This is a genomic window from Chitinophaga sp. RCC_12 (assembly GCF_041360695.1).
Taxonomy (GTDB): Bacteria; Bacteroidota; Bacteroidia; order Chitinophagales; family Chitinophagaceae; genus Chitinophaga.
This window is the reverse complement of record NZ_JBFUPS010000003.1, coordinates 453,957-471,093: the sequence shown is the minus strand read 5'-3', so window position 1 is coordinate 471,093 and position 17,137 is coordinate 453,957. Positions and strand designations below refer to the sequence as shown.

The following is a 17,137-nucleotide window of genomic DNA, read 5'->3' as shown; positions in this document are numbered from 1 at the left end:
GCTAAGTGTGCTGTGGTATTTTCATCAGGCTGTATATCTCGGATGGATCGTATGGCGGACAGCCACCGGGGCGGGATGCTACCAGTGCGCCCAATGCATTGGCATACGCCAGGCTCCAGGCGGGGGAACGTTGTTGCAGCCGGCATGCGAGAAAGCCCGCAAGGAAAGCATCGCCGCTGCCAATAGTATCTGCTACTTTCACAGTTTGCCCTTCCTGGTAGTAAAAAGCTTCATCTATGTATCCCATGCAGCCTTTGCTGCCCAGGGTGACAACTATTACAGGGATGTTAAACCGGGAAGACAATGCCTTTACCTGTTCTTCGTGCGTAGACCATGCGCCATACCAGGCGCTGATCAGCTCCAGTTCAGCAATATTCAGCTTTAACAGCTGACAGCTGTCCATAAGCCATTCCAGCGTTTCGCGGGAGTACCAGGGAGTACGCAGGTTAATGTCCAGTACTTTTGTGGCGGTTGACGCCAACGCTTTACGGAGTGTATCCCGGGAAACCTCATGCCGGGCCATCAAGCTGCCAAAAACAATATACTGCAGGTCATCTCCTGTTAATAACGCCTCCAGGGAAGCATTCCAGCTGATATGATCCCAGGCCACGGGGTACAGGATATCATATTGCATATCGTTATGCGCATCCATCCAGGCATTTACTTTACCCGTGGCGTAAGTGGTATTCGTTTGTACGTAAGCGGTAGAGAGCTGCATGTTGTTCATCAGTTGCAGCAGTCTTTTGCCATGATCATCTGCACCTGTAGCCGATACCATGGCAACGGACTGCGACAGCTTCTGCAAATGATACGCTACGTTCATGGGAGCGCCGCCCGGCAGTTCCTGTTCTGGTAATATGTCCCACAATATTTCCCCGAGGCAGGCGATGTTATACTTTGTTGTCATAAAATGTTTGTTTAATGCACGACCATTGTCATTTCAATTTCTTCCAGGGTTTGTCCTTTTGTTTCCGGCATCCAGCGCCATACAAAGAGTAGTTGCAATACCATCATCACGCAGAAGAAGGCGAAAATGTGACCACCGCCAATGTGGCTGGCGAGCCAGGGGAAAGTAAAAGCAATGACGGCCGCCATGATCCAGTGGGTAAAGCTGCCCAGCGTTTGACCTTTGGCGCGTACCGCGTTTGGAAATATTTCAGAGATAAATACCCAGATCACGGCGCCCTGCGAGAAGGCAAAGAATGCCATATACACCAGCAGGTAGGAAATCACGGCAATACCGCCGGTATGCATATAAAAGGAAATAGCGGTGAGGCCCAGGGTGGCAATAAGCCCAACCGTGCCTATCAGCATCAGTTGCCGGCGGCCGATGCGGTCGATAAACCGTATAGCCGTTAACGTAAAAATGAAGTTCACAATGCCTAGTCCGACCGTAGAAAGTAAAGAAGACGCCGTGCCTAAACCGGACATTTCAAAAATGCGGGGGGCATAGTAAATGATGGCATTAATACCCGACACCTGGTTGAAGATGGCAAACAATACCGCCAGCATTACCGGCGTGCGGTACTTCCTGGAGAACAACCGTTCCTTTGGTGCGCCAATGCTTTGGTGCCTCGACTGCCGGATGGTGGTGATATCGTCCTCGTAACCGGCGGGGTTGATGATTTGCAGGGTTTTGATGGCGGCAGCTTCTTTTTTGCCGTGCAGCAACAGCCAGCGGGGGCTTTCCGGTACCCAGCGGAGCAGTAGCAGGAACATAGCCGCAGGGAATGCCTGGATGCCCAGCATCAGGCGCCAGGAGTTTTCCCCACCATATCCGCCAATGAAATAGTTTGATAAATAAGACACGAGGATACCGAAAACCACGTTAAACTGGAATAAAGCGACCATTCGTCCGCGGTAGGAAGCAGGTGATACCTCCGAAATATATACCGGGGCCGTTACGGAAGAAGCGCCTACACCAAGACCGCCGATAAAACGGCATACCAGGAAAAAGTACCAGTTGGTAGCCATCGCCGTACCTACTGCCGACACCAGGTATACCAATGCTACCAGTAGCAGGGTGGCGCGGCGCCCGAGTTTATCCGAAGGCGTGCTGCCTCCTAATGCGCCAAACACCGTTCCTATTAATGCAATGGATACCGTGAATCCATGTTGCACTTCCGTTAAATGCCAGTATTGCTGAATGTGCTGCTCCGCACCGGAGATGACAGCGGTATCAAAACCAAAAAGAAAACCGCCAAGTGCTACCACAAAAGCCCAGAAGAAAACAATCTTGTTGTTCATAACGTAGAAATAAGTTTTGATCGATAAGTCAAACCTACTTCTTTGATAAAGACTGCCGTTATTGTATAGCACCCCTTTCTTTCGAAATTATAACAGTGGGTAAAAATCAGTTAATATATTGATAAATATTATTTTATACATTAAGATAGATATATTTCAGGCGGACGTCTTTCAATTTTGTATCATTGTTTTTCAAAATAAAACCAAAATTATTCTACTTGCCAGCAGTATTAAAACAATATCTCTGTTTAATAAGTCTTTTCCTGTTGATGTATGTCGCAGGATGCCGCCCGGAAACCGGACCGGAATACCGGATCGGTTTTTCCCAGTGTACCGGCAACGACGACTGGCGCCGGAACATGCTCACGGAAATGAAGCGGGAGCTTTTCTATCACCCTGAGATGCAGTTATTGTACCGGGATGCGGAAAGTGACAGCAAGCGGCAGGTACAGCAGATCGGGGAACTGCTGGCAGGGAAAATAGATATCCTGGTGGTATCCCCCAATGAAGCCGCGCCCCTGGCGCCGGTAATAGCCGCCGCCTATGGGAAAGGTATCCCGGTGATCATCCTGGATCGTAAGGCCGCCACGGACTCCTTCACCGCTTACATCGGGGGCGACAACTACAACATCGGCAAGCTGGCAGCAGAATATATTGCCGCCCGGCTGAATGGCCACGGGCGTATTATAGAGGTAACCGGGCTTCGTGGATCTTCCCCCACCGTGGAAAGGCACCAGGGGTTCCGTGATGCCCTCTCGCACTACCCCGGCCTGAAAGTGATAGCCACCCTGGAAGGCAGCTGGGTGGCAGATAAAACGCGGGAAGCCGCTGCACGCAACGATTCCGCCGTGCAGCAGGCGGATGTGATCTTCGCGCAAAACGACGTGATGGCGTATAGTATGTACCGTTATTGCCGGGAAAAGGGCCTCAAACAAACCCGGTTTATTGGTGTAGATGCTTCACCTTACCCCGACGCCGGGATAGACCTGGTATCGCGCGACATCCTCAGCGCGTCGCTGCTGTACCCCAGTGGCGGCAAAGAAGCCATCAGCATGGCTGCGGATATACTCGCCGGGAAAAAGGTACCCCGCAATACGCTGCTTCAAACCGTACTGATCGACAGCAGCAATGTAAAGTTGATGCGCCTGCAGATAGATAAGATACAGGCCCAGCACCAGGAAATAGAAAAGCAGCAATCGTTGCTGCAGGAGCAGCTTTCGCTGTACCAGGACCAGCAGCACCTGCTACGGATAGTAGTCACCACGCTGGGCATCGCTTTCCTGCTCGGTATTGTGCTGATCTTCATTTTACGCACCAACCGCCGGATCAACCAGCAACTGAAACAACAGCGCGATGAGATCCTCCAGCAACGGGACCAACTGGTGGAAATGACCGCCCGTGCACAGGAGGCCACAGAGGCTAAGTTCACCTTCTTCACAAACCTCTCGCATGAATTCCGTACCCCTTTAACACTTATACAGGCGCCACTGGAAAATCTGATGGGCAGCAGGCAGCTCTCTTCCCCGCAGAAACAGCAGCTGGAACTGATGCGCAGGAATGTGACCCACCTGATGCGGCTGGTAAACCAACTACTGGAATTCCGCCGGATTGAAAGCGGCAAACTGCAACTGAAAGTATCAGAAAATGAGCTGCCCGCCTTTATGCTGGATATTATGGAAGCATATAAAGGTATCGCGGTTAAAAAGCATATCGATTTCCGGCTTATCAGCCGGCAGCCCGGCATCAAAGCCTGGTTCGATCAGCACCTGTTTGACCGGGTATTATATAACCTGTTGTCCAACGCTTTCAAATTTACCAGCGACTACGGCAAAGTGCATATTTACCTGGAACAGCCTGCAGCCGGGCAGGAAGCGGTGATACATATTGAAGATGATGGCAGCGGCATGGATGAAAATACCCTGGCACATGCCTTTGAACTGTTTTACCAGAGCAGGAACAATGAACATAAAGGAACGGGTATCGGGCTGGCGCTCACCCGCGAAATCATTTCCCTGCATCATGGCAGCATCACCGTAAAAAGCAGCAAAGGCGCCGGCACCACCTTCAGTATTACCCTGCCGGGTACTTCCGCCCCTTTTGCACCGGAGGAAATTCAGCAGGAAGATGAACACATGAATGTGATCAATCACTCGCTGCATAGCTATACGGACGACCTGGACGACACACCGGCAGAAGAAATACCGCTCACCGTGCAGGCACACCCGCGTTCCGTACTGCTGATTGAAGACCACCCGGACCTGAATCATTTCCTGGCCGATTTTCTCAGCGGTCAATATGAAGTGTTCCACGCCGTCAACGGCGCCGAGGGGTTAAAGCTGGCCTTTGAGCATGTGCCGGACCTGATCCTTTGTGATATTATGATGCCGGGCATGGATGGGATCCAGGTGCTGGAAACTTTAAAAAAAGACATCCGCACCTCGCACATCCCGGTGATCCTGCTCAGTGCCAACAGCAGCGAAGAGCAACGTATAAAAGGTATGCAGCACAATGCAGACGCCTATATCAGTAAACCTTTCCACCTGAAATACCTGGCGGAAAGTATCAGCAGCATGCTCAATAACCGGGCTTTGCTGAAAGATCACTATATCGCTGAGCCTGACACCCGGGTACACAGTACCCAGTCCAGCAAACCGGACCGCAAATTTGTGAATGACTTTACCGCCATCGTGGAGGCAAACCTGGGGAACGACCAGTTTGGGGTGGAAGATATCTGTCAGCAGCTGGCTATTTCAAAAATGCAGCTGTACCGGAAGGTAAAGTTGTTATTAAATTGTAATGTAAACGACTATATCCTGGATGCGCGGGTTAAAAAAGGCAGGTACCTGCTGGCGAATTCAAAGTTATCGGTAGCGGAAATAGCCTATGAGTGCGGGTTTTCCTCTCCTGCTTACTTTTCCACAGTGTTTAAGGCGCGTACACAGCAAACGCCCAAAGCATTCCGTGACAAGAAAAGCGAAGGATAGTTAAAGGCATAAAAAAAGGGCTGATCTTGCTGATCAGCCCCCCAGAAAATAAGATATGTAAACTTAGATAACTTTTACGTTAACTGCATTCAGACCTTTTTTACCATTTTCAACTTCATATGTTACGGTGTCATTCTCACGAAGTTCGCCAGTAGTACCGGAAATATGAACGAAAATATCCTGTCCACCATTAGATGGAGTGATGAAACCAAATCCTTTGGATTCATTGAAAAATTTAACTGTACCTTGTTGCATTATATTGTATTTGCTCACAAGGTAGTCTAATATATCCGTATCACCTAAGAGTTTTTTCCTGATAATGGTCCGGCTTGCTCTAAAACAAGAGCTGACCGGGTTTTACGCGGTCAGCTTTTTTTAATAAATATAAGTGAACAGCAAATTATTGCTTAATTGCCCACCATAATGGTGTTAATACTTCGTCTCCGCCAGCTCCAAGAAAGCTGACAGCCTGGTCGTATCCGGCAGCATTGGTATTCTTCAGGGAAGAAGGATACTTCAGGCGCTGCGGGAAGAACTTCACATTGCTGGTCATATAATTGGAAGCATTGAGTGTAGGCAATGTACCCAGTGGCTCTTCCACGTTGGGATTTTCGAAGAAAGGCAAACCAAGTCTGCGTTTATCATTCCATCCTTCCAGTGGTAACCATGGAACCTGTGCTATATATTTCTGGGTAATGATCTTTGTTAAGAGATCGTTTTTAACGGTACCATTCTTATACAGGTTATTCACCGGGTACTTGATTGCCACGGTGCCTGCCGTATTGGTATAACCATTTTTGAAATCCATGGTATGGGTAGCCGGTGGCTCTATGGTATGATCCCAGCTTACGGAAGTACCGGTCATGTTATAGCTGGTAGAGGCCAGGTAGGTGCCCAGGAAACCATCCACCTGCCAGTATTCGAAACTCTGGGCGATGCCTTTTTCGTAGGCGGCTTTACCACCCAACGGCACCGTCCATCCTCTTACCGCAGCTTCTGCCAGCAGGAAATGTGTTTCCCATGGAGCAAAGAAGATGCGTTTGTTAGCGCTGTTCCTGAACTGCTGACCAAGACGGGGAGCAGCGCCAGGGAAAGCCCTCCACTGGTTCCTGGTTCCCTTTACGCCCCATGCGCCTGCATTGGAACCATTCCAGGCAAATTTACCGTCCAGTGTTTTCACCACGGCGCCGGTACCATCCAGCAGGTTCCGGGCGGTTGTTTCCCAGGTAGGCCGGTCGTAAGAAGGATATTTACTAAAGTTGGGATTTGTAAAATCCCCTGCCGGGATAAATGCTTTATAAGCACGGGGGTCAACCGTTTGCGGTAATCCATCAAACCAGAAACCTGCAAACGGATCATTCGTCATGGTAGAGAAATGGTCTGTCAGCTGCAAACCGGCCCAGTTGGCTGGTCTGATGTATGATTGCAGGGAAGCATCTACCTGGTCAGCAGTTTTTACACTTCCTAAACCGGTATAGATGTTTTCCAGGGTGGTAGACAGGATCTGGGAATTCCATTCGCGACTCATTACGCCGCTAAGCGCATCCCATCCTGGTTTTTCCTGTACCTGGAAAATATCTGTCATGTTAGTCATTAAGTCGCCCGCTGCTGCTGCCTCAAATTCTGCTTTAGCTTTACCGGGATCTACTTCAGACAAACGCATGGCCAGGCGTAAACGCATGGAGTTGGCATAACGTTTCCACTTCATGAAATCATATCCAAAAGCGGGATCGGTTTTCTTCAGTTCATCAGATGCGACAATAGTGGTGTTCAGCTTGGAGCTGGCATCCTTCAGTTCATCCAGCGCAAAGTAGTATACATCTTTCACACTTACGAATTCGGGGTTAGTACCCTGGAATGCGTTGATGGGAATAGGACCGAAGTTATCGGACAATTCACTCAGCAAATAAGCGCGCCAGATACGGGCCACCTGTTTCAGGTTATCTGTATAAGGTTTGGTATCGCCGGCTTGTGTTTTTTCATCTGCAATCTGGATGGCTGTATTAATGCTGTTTAACCAGCCGGAGCTATAGCGGTAGTATTCGGAAGACCATCCGTCATCTACTGCGCCGGAAGACAAGCCACCGCTGAGGTGCTGCCGGCTGGCAGTTTTCCAGTATAATACAAAAGAACGTTCCGCAATATTGGGATCCATCTGTGCGCCGATAATGGAATTATTGATAAAATATTCCACCTGTACCTGGTTTAGGCTGGCGTCTTTCGGATTCTGATTGATCTCTTCAAATTTATTACAGGCAGACATCACCATCGCGAAAGCAGCCAATGCCCAGCCTGATTTTATGAGTATCTTCTTCATTTCAGTTACAATTAAAAGTTAAAAACTAAGGCTCAGGTTCACCAGGAAAGTGCGGGTGGTTGGAGGAGCACCGTTTTCAAAACCAGTGGCATTTGTACCTACCGCAAATACGGATTCCGGATCCAGGCCGCGCATATGGCTGGAAATCATCCATACGTTGTTGCAGGATACACCCACTTTAGCAGACTGGATAGGTGTTCTGCCCAGTAATTTTTTTGACAGGTTGTAGCTCAGCTGAACATTTCTGAGACGGATATTGGAAGCGTCGTAGATGTTCAGTTCAGACACCCCGAGATTACCTACGTTGGTGTTCACTGATTCCCAATATTGCTGTGTAGTGATTGATTTGGTATTGGCAGTATAACCGCCGGCGCCATTTGATACAACCCCTGCAAGCGTCATGTCATCTCTTTTTCCACCGGGTGCAGTGATATCCGCTGTTCCGGCTCTCTGCATCATTGCCTGGGTTACAGAGAACATGTCTCCGCCAAAACGGGCATCAATCAGGAAAGCAAAGGTGAAGTTTTTGTAACCGAAGCTGTTGGTAATACCGAGTAATGCTTTGGATTGCTGGTTACCTAAACGAACATTCTGTTCGCCACGTTGTGGTCTGCCTTCTGCAGTGAGCAGCAGCTGGCCATAGTGTTCACTCTTTTCGTCTGTTACACGCAGGAATTTGCTACCGTAAATTTCACCGTACAATTGACCTGCAACTGCTACGATGGATACATCATCGAAGCCACCCAGCTGGTATCTGTTTACTTTATCAGCAGCAGATATTTCGATAACTTTATTCCTGTTCATCGACAGGTTACCAGAGATGTTCCAGATAAAGCCTTTATCAAGGATCTTTGCATCTGCCATAATTTCAAATCCGCTGTTCTGGATATTACCGGCATTGATCTTTCTTTTTTCATAACCGCTGGCAGGATCCATTGGCAGATCGATCAGCTGGCGGGTAGCATTTGATTTATAGTAGCTGAAATCCACACCAAACCTGTTATCCGCAAAGCGCAGCTCAGTACCTACTTCATAGGATTTGATCAGCTCACTGCGAACATTTGGATCAAAGAGGGTAGTTTTCCTGGAGGCAGTCGGGTTGCCATTCGGATCCCTGTCGATCGTATATGTATTCAGCAACTGATAGGGCGAAAGACTGTTACCAACTTCTGCATAGGAAGCGCGGAGTTTACCGTAGCTGATCCATTTAGGTAAGCTCTTAAACTGTTCTGTAAATACATAAGAGAAACTCACAGAAGGATAAAAGAAAGAGCGGTTAGCAGGACTGAGGGTAGAGGACCAGTCGTTACGCATAGTTCCATCCAGGAACAGGTAACCATCCCAGTTTACGCCTACAGTACCATACAGGGAATTAATACGTTGTTCCGTTACTTCATCCGTGATACCCGGATTACCCTGTGAGTTTTTGATGCTGAACAGATCCGGTACCAGCAGTGAAGCGGCGTTGTTACTTAGCCTGGAGGAGTGTTGCTGCATCAGGTTACCGCCTACGCTTGCAGACGCACCAAACCTGCTGAACAGATTATCTTTCTTTGCAGTGATCAGGGTACTGTAGTTCAGTTCAGAGAAGGTAAACTTGCCCACGCTGTAACTACCATTGGTAGAAAGCGGGCTACCTGCGTAGGTTTTAGCTTCTGTATTGGTGGTATAAATATCGGCACCTGCTTTTACTTCCGCATTTAACCAGTCGGTGAACTGGTATTTAATGCTTCCGTTCATGATAAAGCGGTTACGGATATCTTCATTCTGACTGTAACGGCTTGCCCAGTATGGATTCACCTGGTTGCCGGTACCGTACCAGCGCATAGTGCCCAGCTCATTCAAAGGATCTTTAAACTGGGTAATATCCATTGTACCAGGGAGGGTATATAGCAGGGAAGAATAGTTCCTGCTGTTTACACCGCTTGTAGGCCTGTTCCTGGCGTTGGTATTAGAGTACTGAACTTTAAAGTCGGTAGACAAACGTTCAGATGTTCCATATTTGGTAGTAGCTCTGGCCATGAGATTTACCCTGGAGAGTTTGGTACCTGGAATCATACTGTTATCGTTCATATAATTGAGGGAGGTGTACACAGACGTTTTATCCAGCTGTTGCTGAAATGAAATGTTTTCGTTGTGGTTTACTCCGGTCTTGTAAAAATTGTTGATGTTATTAAAGTAGCGGAGCTTTTCCGTTTTGCCGTTCCAGTTAGTAACATCCTGACCAGCAATTTTTGGTCCCCAGCTGGTAGTACCGATAGGATCATAATCATTCACAGATCCCTGTCCGAAACTTTTCTGCATGTCAGGATTTGTGAATATGCTTTCAAAACCTACCGTAGAAGATACTGCAATGCCCATACCATTCGACTTCTTACCGGTTTTAGTGGTAACAAGGATAACACCATTACCTGCGCGGCTGCCATACAAGGCGGCAGCGGAAGGGCCTTTCAGCACAGAGATACTGGCAATGTCGTTCGCGTTCAGATCAGCGAGACCATTACCCATATCCAATGATGGATTCCAGAAATCGTTGTTGCCATCTGTTACGCCCACGAAGTTATCTACCGGAATACCATCCACTACAATCAATGGCTGATTGTTCCCGGTGAGGGAATTATTTCCGCGCAGATTAATTTTAGAGGAACCTGCTGGGCCGGTGCTGGAACGGATCACCTGTAAGCCCGCCACCACGCCGGTAAGCGCGTTGGTAAGATTGGGTTCATGTGCATCTATCAGCGTAGCACTTTTTACTTCCTGCATGGCATATCCCACAGATTTTTTCTGGCGGGTAATGCCTAAGGCAGTTACTACCACTTCGTTCAGCCCTTTGGAAGTTTCTTCCATTACCAGGTCAAAATTAATGGAAGTACCTACCGGCACTTCTTTGGTAGTAAATCCTACGCTGGAAACAACCAGTGTTGCCCCGGGGCCTACCTGGAGCTTAAATGCCCCTTTTTCATTGGTTGTTGCGCCATTGGTAGTACCTTTTTCAATGACTGTTGCATAGATTACGGGAGCGCCGGAAGCGTCTTTCAGGGTACCGGATACCCATTTTTTTTCCTGTGCGGAAACGCTTTGATAGCACGTTGCCACTAAACACGTTAGCAGCAGGAAGCCTAGCCACCTTTTCATTAGTGTGAATTTAGATGAAGATGAATAATCAAGGCATAGTTTCTCTGATGGCATGGGAAGCCCGCATGCTGCAGGTAGTTACTGCCTCATTTTTGATTGATACAAGTGAACGTTATTGCTTTGTTTTACTACAGTTGGCCTTTATCGAGGTGTTCCATAACAAGTGCTGCAGCGCCAAGTCTTTCCGCCGCATACCCCAGAGGCGAGATTATTATTTCAATATTTTCAGCGATTTTTGGTATACAATGTTCATTTAACGCATGCTGTACAGGTGCCAGCCATAACTTTCCGGCTAATGTTCCTCTCCCGCTTAAAATGATCAGGTTTGGATTCAACAAGTGAATAAGGATGGCGATGCCGCGTCCGATATGATAACCCGCCTGTGATAATAATTCCACTGCGTAATTATCGCCCTTTACCGCTGCATCCATAATTTTTCTAAACGTGTCGTCGCGGTTGTCCATCGACAAATCTTTCATAACAGTAGTTCTTCCTTCCCTGATACCAGCTACTGCTTTTTCTGCAATCACCGACAATGACGTTTCTGTTTCCAGGCATCCCATTTTTCCACAACTGCAGATCTTATTATTGGTAAAAAGCGGGATGTGTGAGAACTCCCCTGCAAACCCGTTTTCTCCCCTGAAAAGATCCCCGTTCAGCACCATTCCCAAACCTATACCCCAGCCTATATTAATGACCAGTGCATTTTGCCTGTTCCGGGCTGCTCCCAGTTTCCATTCTGCCAGCGCAATTAAACTGGAGTCATTGTCAATGATCACGGGTAAACCGGTAAGCGCTTCGAGGTATCCATTGATACTGCCGTATTGTTTATCGAAGAAAGAATAATTAATGCCCTTAGTTACATCTACAAAACCCGGCATCCCGATACCAATGCCTGCAAACTTTTCCAACGGAATTTCTGAATGATCAATAAATGCTTTCAGTTCCTGCCCCAGTTGTGCGATGGCGTCCGGATGTGCCGACAAGTCCAGCGACACCAGGCGTTCTTCTCCCACTGTCTTATTTTGCATATCCAGTATACTGATACTGGTTACAAACTGGTCCATCGCTACCGATAAAATGTACATGTAGTCCGGCTTCACAGAGTACATCTGCGGGCGCCTTCCGCCAGTAGAAATGGCATACCCCGATTCCAATACCAAACCACTTTTCACGAGTTCATTCAAAGATTTGGTGGTATGCGGGAGACTCTTGCCGGTGAGCAGCGTGAGATCGGCACAGGATAATTCCTTGCTAAAGTACAGGTGTTTTAATAACGTTTTTTTAAATATTTCCTGGCGATCAGACACCATTTAGATGATTGTTTGCTTACAGTTTAAATCTACATCAATTTGGTACAAGTGAACAACATTATCAGTAAAATGCTGATTCAAGATAGGCAAACTTCTGTAAATTCTGCAAGAACTTTTATGAAAATTTTAATTAGTTGGCGATAATTATCAAAATTATACGATAAGTTATCTAGTAAATGTTAATTTTACATCAGAAAAAAGCAAAATAGTTCCAGACCATGGCCAGTTTGGCAGGTCGCACCGGTATGATAATTGATCCGGCACCGGTATGCCTTCATCTGTGGTAGCCCGTATGATATATGACGCAGAAACGCGTACGCTCCGGATTATATTCGTGTCGGGGATGATATATGATTACAAGGACGTGCCCGAAGCAGTATACCTGGCGATGAAGTCGTCCGGTTCAAAGGGCATTTATCTCAACAAACACATCAAAGGGCATTATGATTTTGAAAAGATCCAATAACTATTATGCGGCGCCATGCATGGCTTGCCGCCGGATATCGCTCATCCCCTTCCGGTAAAACCGTTTCATCATTTTATTCAGGTGGCTGCTGTCCGTGAAACCAAGGTCCCAGGCAATTTCCTTAAAGGGCAGGTCGGTGTACAGCGCCTTTGCCTCGGCCAGTTTTAATTTGGAACGGAGCACGAACTCCTGGTAGGTTTCGCCGGCGTTGCGTTTGAAATATTCACTGAAATAAGTAGCCGAGATATTGAAACGCTGGCATAAATAAGACAACGTAATTTTTTCTTCGTCGAGCAAATGATATTGAATATGCAGCAGTACGTCTGCAAAACGTTTGCCTTCCACGCCTTGTGCGCCGGGAAGCTCCATCGCCACATTGCGGGCTATCAGCTCCAGCACGGCTACCATCAGTCCCTGCATAATGCGCCGCGAATGATTATCGGAACGCTGCTGCTCATACATCAGTAACTCCAGTAAACGAACCAGGTGCTGTTTGTCGCTATCCATCGTAATCAGCTCCCCTGCCCTGCGGTTATAATTACCAATGATGAAATTGAGGCGGCAGAACCATTTCCCGAAATCTATCACACAGTCCTGTTCTCCCGAAAAAAAACTGGCGTTGAACTGGATAAACAGGAAAGTAGTGGGCTGATCTATCCGGTAGGTATGGCAGTCGGACGACGGCAACAGGAAAATACTTCCTTTGCTGTAACCGGAACGGGTATGCTCCACCTGCTGTTCCCCGCTGCCTTCGAGAATATACACCAGTTCAAAAAAGTTGTTCCTGCGGTTGCGTTTTTCCCAGCGCTCCAGGGTGGTGATGCTGATGCTAAACGGGTCGTGTACCTTTTCCATACTGTAAATGTAAGTAATAAACTGCCGCTGCATAAGGGGTATCCCATCCTGTTACTGCTATTTCCTTTTACAGTACGGGCGTAACGGCGGGTGGCTGGTTAGCTTTGCTGTCATAAAAAATGAAGATCACATGAAAGCAATTATTTTAGAAAGACTGGATAAAAACGCGCCCCTCACCCTATCACACACCGCCATACCGGCTATTGCTGAGGACGAAGTGCTCATTGAAAATAAAGCAATCGGCATTAACCCCGTCGACTATAAAACACTGGAGGACTATACCACGTCCGACGGGCTACGGGCAAGCTGGGCCCCTGCCCTGGATGGCATTTCGCCGCTGATCCTGGGATCGGATATTGCCGGCGTAGTAACGGCAGTAGGCAGCGCTGTCACCAAATTCAAAACAGGCGACGAAGTATTCGGGATGATCAGGATGCCGGGGCATGGCCGCGTATTCGCGGAGTACGTCGCGGCGCCGGCTATCCATCTTGCTAAAAAACCGGTCAATATATCCTTTACAGAAGCAGCTGCGGCAACACTGGCGGCCATTACGGCATGGCAAAACCTGCATACACATTACAGTGTGAAAAAAGGCGACCGTGTGCTCATCACTGCACCGGCAGGCGGCGTTGGTCATTATGCCGTGCAAATGGCTAAAGCAGCAGGCGCCTATGTAATAGCCGTAACTACCGCCGCTAACGCTGGTTGGGTACTTCAGTTGGGCGCCGATGAGATCATCGACTATCACCACTTTGATTTTGAACAGGCAGATAGCCTGCAACTGAACCTGGTACTGGATTCCGGCGGAAGATACCCGGCCTCCCTGTATGAAAAACACTTTGCGCCGGGCGCTGCCCTGTTCTACCTGCCGCATGCTTTGCCGGCAGCTACCACCCAATACTACCAGTCGAAGGGATTTGATGTACGCTTCACCGGCGTTACCTCCGATGAAAAAGCGATTGACGCCATCGCCGTATTGCTGCAATCAGGAAAAATAAAATCTTACATCGATAAAATGTTTCCGTTCGACCAGATGCGGGCGGCCATAGATGAAATGAAAAAGGGCACTACGAAAGGAAAGATCGTAGTAACCCTTTAACAAATATGGATAGCGGCCGGGTATGCCCGGCTGTTATTAATGCGGCAGTAGTTCTGCCAGTTTTTTATCCAGGTCTTCCCCACGCAGGTTTTTGGCCACTATTTTCCCTGCCGGATCCAGCAGGAAATTTTGCGGTACTGCACGAACACCGTACAATTTCGCTACTTCATTTTCCCAGTATTTCAGATCAGATACATGCGTCCAGGTGAGTTGATCAGTATGAATGGCTTTCAGCCATGCATCGTGCCCGTTGGCCTGATCCAGTGATACGCCCAGGATGGTGAAGGACTGGTCTTTGTATTTATTAAAGGCTGCTACCACGTGCGGATTTTCTGCACGGCAGGGACCACACCAGCTGGCCCAGAAATCCACCAGCACATATTTGCCGCGGAAATCGGTAAGGTTTACCGGCTTGCCTAATGTATCATTTTGTGTAAACACGGGCGCAGTAGCGCCAACAGCAGTTTGCTTCCAGCCATTGATCAGGGCAGCCACTTCTTTTCCTTTTTTGCTTTCCTTTACCGCAGGAGATAACGTATTGAAAACTGTTTCCAGCTCCGCAGGATTTTCAGGAACGGAGCCGGCACTGCTTTGCAGGGCATCCAGGCTTACCAGGGATGCAGGATTTTCTTTTATAAACGCCTGGTAGATCTTTTTTTCTTCTTCGCGGATAGCCTTACTTTTTCCATCGTAAGTTTTCCGGAATTCAGATGATTTACGGGCTTCTTCCGTAGCGGCAATATAATCCTCTGTGAGCTGGTCCTTTTGCGCAGCCGTTGCTTTCAGCTTTGCCTGCAGGCGCTGCTGATCATTGTTAAGACGGGAACCTTTTATAGTAGCATTATACACGGAATCTTTGCCACTGAGAACAATGGTACCCTTTTCAAGGTATACCGCCAACATATCAGACTTATAAGACATCATATTGGTAGGCGGGGTATGACGCAATACCAGCGTCGCTTTTACAGGGTCGCCTACTTTGCCTTTAAATTCAAATATGCCCTGCTGCAAGGCCGCTGAATCCCTTACCACAGTGCCATTGGCCCGGTAAGTGAGAAACAGTTTGGCGGGAGCATCCAGTGTCCCTATTTTTCCTTTCAGCACATATGTTCCGTCCTGCGCCAGGAGCGCTGCCGGGAATAACGCCAGCATTGATACTAAGATGTGTTTCATTTGGTTTTTAATTTTATGATTTAAAATGGTCTTCCATCCAGCGGTATATTCCATTGCGGGTTAAACTTCAATATCACGTTGGAGATGGTTAAAATAAAGTCTTTTGAATCCACGGTTCCTTCGTGTGTTTCCGTGCCTATCTTATGTTGTATTTTAGGTTTGCACCAGGGCTTGCCGGTTTCGAGGCAAAGTCTTTTCAGGTCCAGGAAACGTTTGAATGAACCTAACGGCAGCTCTCTTCTTCTTTCATCCAGCACCTGTTGAATCACTTCATCCTGGGACCCTACCGGAAGCGTAGGCGTTCCGGTTTTGTAACGATAGCGGCGCAGCGTATTGAGGTCGCCGATGGCGGCGGCCAGCTGGTTGGTGCGGGCATATCCTTCTGCACGCATCAGCAACAGTTCGGGATATGAGAACCCGGCGGTCATGTTGGTTTTGGAACCGCGATAATACTGGATGCGGTTACCATCATCATACACCACATTATTGTAAGTGGTTTTATACCCCGGCGCTGTTAAAAAGAAATATTTAAACCGGAGGTCATTGGCCTGGTCGTACAACGCAATCACTTCATCGGAAGGATAGCTGGAGGAAGACCTGCCGGCGCCGGCATCAAGATTGCGGTACAACAGGTTTTCACGGCTGTTGGCAGCGCTCAGGAAATTATCCGGTCCTTTAATGGTACTGTTGATAAGGTTGGTGGGATCCGTCCACGAAAAGCTGTTGTAGTCATAAATCAGTTTATCAGTGCCGCCTTTGCTGGCGGCGGTCCAGGCGAGATTAGCATAATACACCACGCTGTCGTACTTCTGGGTAAACAGGTGATAGTATGCCAGCAACGCCTGAGCTGCCACTTTGTTCGGACGGGAAGGCCAGTTGGTTACTTCCGGCACATCCGGCAAAGCGGTGAGCACATCATTCTTCACCTGTGCAAAGGCCTGTTCCTGTGTGGATAAATCCGGTAACGCTGCGCCTATATCAGCACTGGTTACATAAGGAATGGTTTTGGTATCATTGGGTGAACCAGGCTTATATACCGGACCATACACCAGCGTGGTAATAAAGTACGACCAGGCCCTGTTTACCAGTGCCTGCGCCACTACTGTTTTTGCATACTGCTGATTTTCTGCACTGAGGTTAGGAATAGCGCGTATGCCATCTATCACGTTGTTGAAATAAGCCATAGAGCGGTAAGTGCCCCAATCCCAGAAATAATCCGACGTAGACGGATTTTTGTAAGGCTGCCTGAAAACATAGGCCCAGTAACGGTCGATGTTAGGATGGTTGTTCGCTTTGTAACTAATATTCCCGATACCATCGGAAAGCGACAGGTTATCTGTCAGGTAGCCGAGGTTACACCCGGTGTTGTTATCAATAAACACCCACTGGGCAATATTGCTGTTATCCAGCAGGTGATCAAAGTCTGCCACCTCTGAAGGGATCAGTTTTCCCTTTGGTTTTACATCCAGGAACTTTTTGCAGGAGCTGATACTTCCCGCCATGATAATAACCAGTATGAGTATACGCTGTTTCATGATCGCCGTAGTT

12 protein-coding genes are annotated in these 17,137 nt (G+C 48.0%); 3 read left to right on the top strand and 9 right to left on the bottom strand.

What is annotated here, in order from left to right:
* Nucleotide 1: 1 nt before the first annotated feature.
* Nucleotides 2–907 carry a carbohydrate kinase gene (locus AB6805_RS11605; protein ID WP_370909591.1) on the bottom strand — a complete coding sequence of 302 codons (906 nt, stop codon included), beginning with the start codon at nt 905–907 and terminating at the stop codon, nt 2–4.
* An 11-nt stretch (nt 908–918) separates the two neighbouring features.
* Entirely contained in the window at nt 919–2,247 is a 1,329-nt protein-coding gene (locus AB6805_RS11600; RefSeq protein WP_370909590.1) for a sugar porter family MFS transporter, read from the bottom strand.
* A gap of 218 nt (nt 2,248–2,465) precedes the next feature.
* Here AB6805_RS11600 and AB6805_RS11595 point away from each other — a divergent pair, with 218 nt between their 5' ends.
* Nucleotides 2,466–5,231 (top strand): substrate-binding domain-containing protein, encoded by a 2,766-nt coding sequence (locus tag AB6805_RS11595; RefSeq protein WP_370909589.1) that lies wholly within the window; start codon nt 2,466–2,468, stop codon nt 5,229–5,231.
* A 63-nt stretch (nt 5,232–5,294) separates the two neighbouring features.
* Here AB6805_RS11595 and AB6805_RS11590 read toward each other — a convergent pair whose 3' ends face one another.
* From AB6805_RS11590 to AB6805_RS11575, 4 genes are all read right to left on the bottom strand, one after another.
* Nucleotides 5,295–5,486: a cold-shock protein gene (locus AB6805_RS11590; protein WP_079469125.1), complete on the bottom strand. Its 192-nt coding sequence runs from the start codon at nt 5,484–5,486 to the stop codon at nt 5,295–5,297.
* A gap of 145 nt (nt 5,487–5,631) precedes the next feature.
* Nucleotides 5,632–7,548 carry a SusD/RagB family nutrient-binding outer membrane lipoprotein gene (locus AB6805_RS11585; RefSeq protein WP_370909588.1) on the bottom strand — a complete coding sequence of 639 codons (1,917 nt, stop codon included), beginning with the start codon at nt 7,546–7,548 and terminating at the stop codon, nt 5,632–5,634.
* A gap of 18 nt (nt 7,549–7,566) precedes the next feature.
* The gene (locus AB6805_RS11580) at nt 7,567–10,683 is read right to left on the bottom strand and encodes a SusC/RagA family TonB-linked outer membrane protein (RefSeq protein ID WP_370909587.1); all 3,117 of its coding nucleotides are present in this window, start codon (nt 10,681–10,683) and stop codon (nt 7,567–7,569) included.
* 128 nt (nt 10,684–10,811) lie between these two features.
* A complete protein-coding gene (locus AB6805_RS11575) occupies nt 10,812–11,996 on the bottom strand; it encodes an ROK family protein (protein WP_370909586.1) in 1,185 nt (394 codons plus the stop codon).
* A 268-nt stretch (nt 11,997–12,264) separates the two neighbouring features.
* On the opposite strand from AB6805_RS11575, the gene AB6805_RS11570 reads away from it, so the two are divergent.
* On the top strand, nt 12,265–12,462 hold the full coding sequence (locus tag AB6805_RS11570) for a KTSC domain-containing protein (protein ID WP_370909585.1): 198 nt from the start codon (nt 12,265–12,267) through the stop codon (nt 12,460–12,462).
* A gap of 3 nt (nt 12,463–12,465) precedes the next feature.
* Here AB6805_RS11570 and AB6805_RS11565 read toward each other — a convergent pair whose 3' ends face one another.
* Nucleotides 12,466–13,317 carry an AraC family transcriptional regulator gene (locus AB6805_RS11565; RefSeq protein ID WP_370909584.1) on the bottom strand — a complete coding sequence of 284 codons (852 nt, stop codon included), beginning with the start codon at nt 13,315–13,317 and terminating at the stop codon, nt 12,466–12,468.
* A gap of 130 nt (nt 13,318–13,447) precedes the next feature.
* Here AB6805_RS11565 and AB6805_RS11560 point away from each other — a divergent pair, with 130 nt between their 5' ends.
* Nucleotides 13,448–14,416, top strand: coding sequence for an NADP-dependent oxidoreductase (locus AB6805_RS11560; RefSeq protein ID WP_370909583.1), 969 nt, complete (start codon nt 13,448–13,450; stop codon nt 14,414–14,416).
* A 36-nt stretch (nt 14,417–14,452) separates the two neighbouring features.
* On the opposite strand, the gene AB6805_RS11555 is transcribed toward AB6805_RS11560, so the two are convergent.
* Both AB6805_RS11555 and AB6805_RS11550 read right to left on the bottom strand, forming a co-directional pair.
* A complete protein-coding gene (locus tag AB6805_RS11555) occupies nt 14,453–15,589 on the bottom strand; it encodes a redoxin domain-containing protein (protein ID WP_370909582.1) in 1,137 nt (378 codons plus the stop codon).
* A gap of 20 nt (nt 15,590–15,609) precedes the next feature.
* Nucleotides 15,610–17,124 (bottom strand): RagB/SusD family nutrient uptake outer membrane protein, encoded by a 1,515-nt coding sequence (locus AB6805_RS11550; protein ID WP_370909581.1) that lies wholly within the window; start codon nt 17,122–17,124, stop codon nt 15,610–15,612.
* Nucleotides 17,125–17,137: the final 13 nt, after the last annotated feature.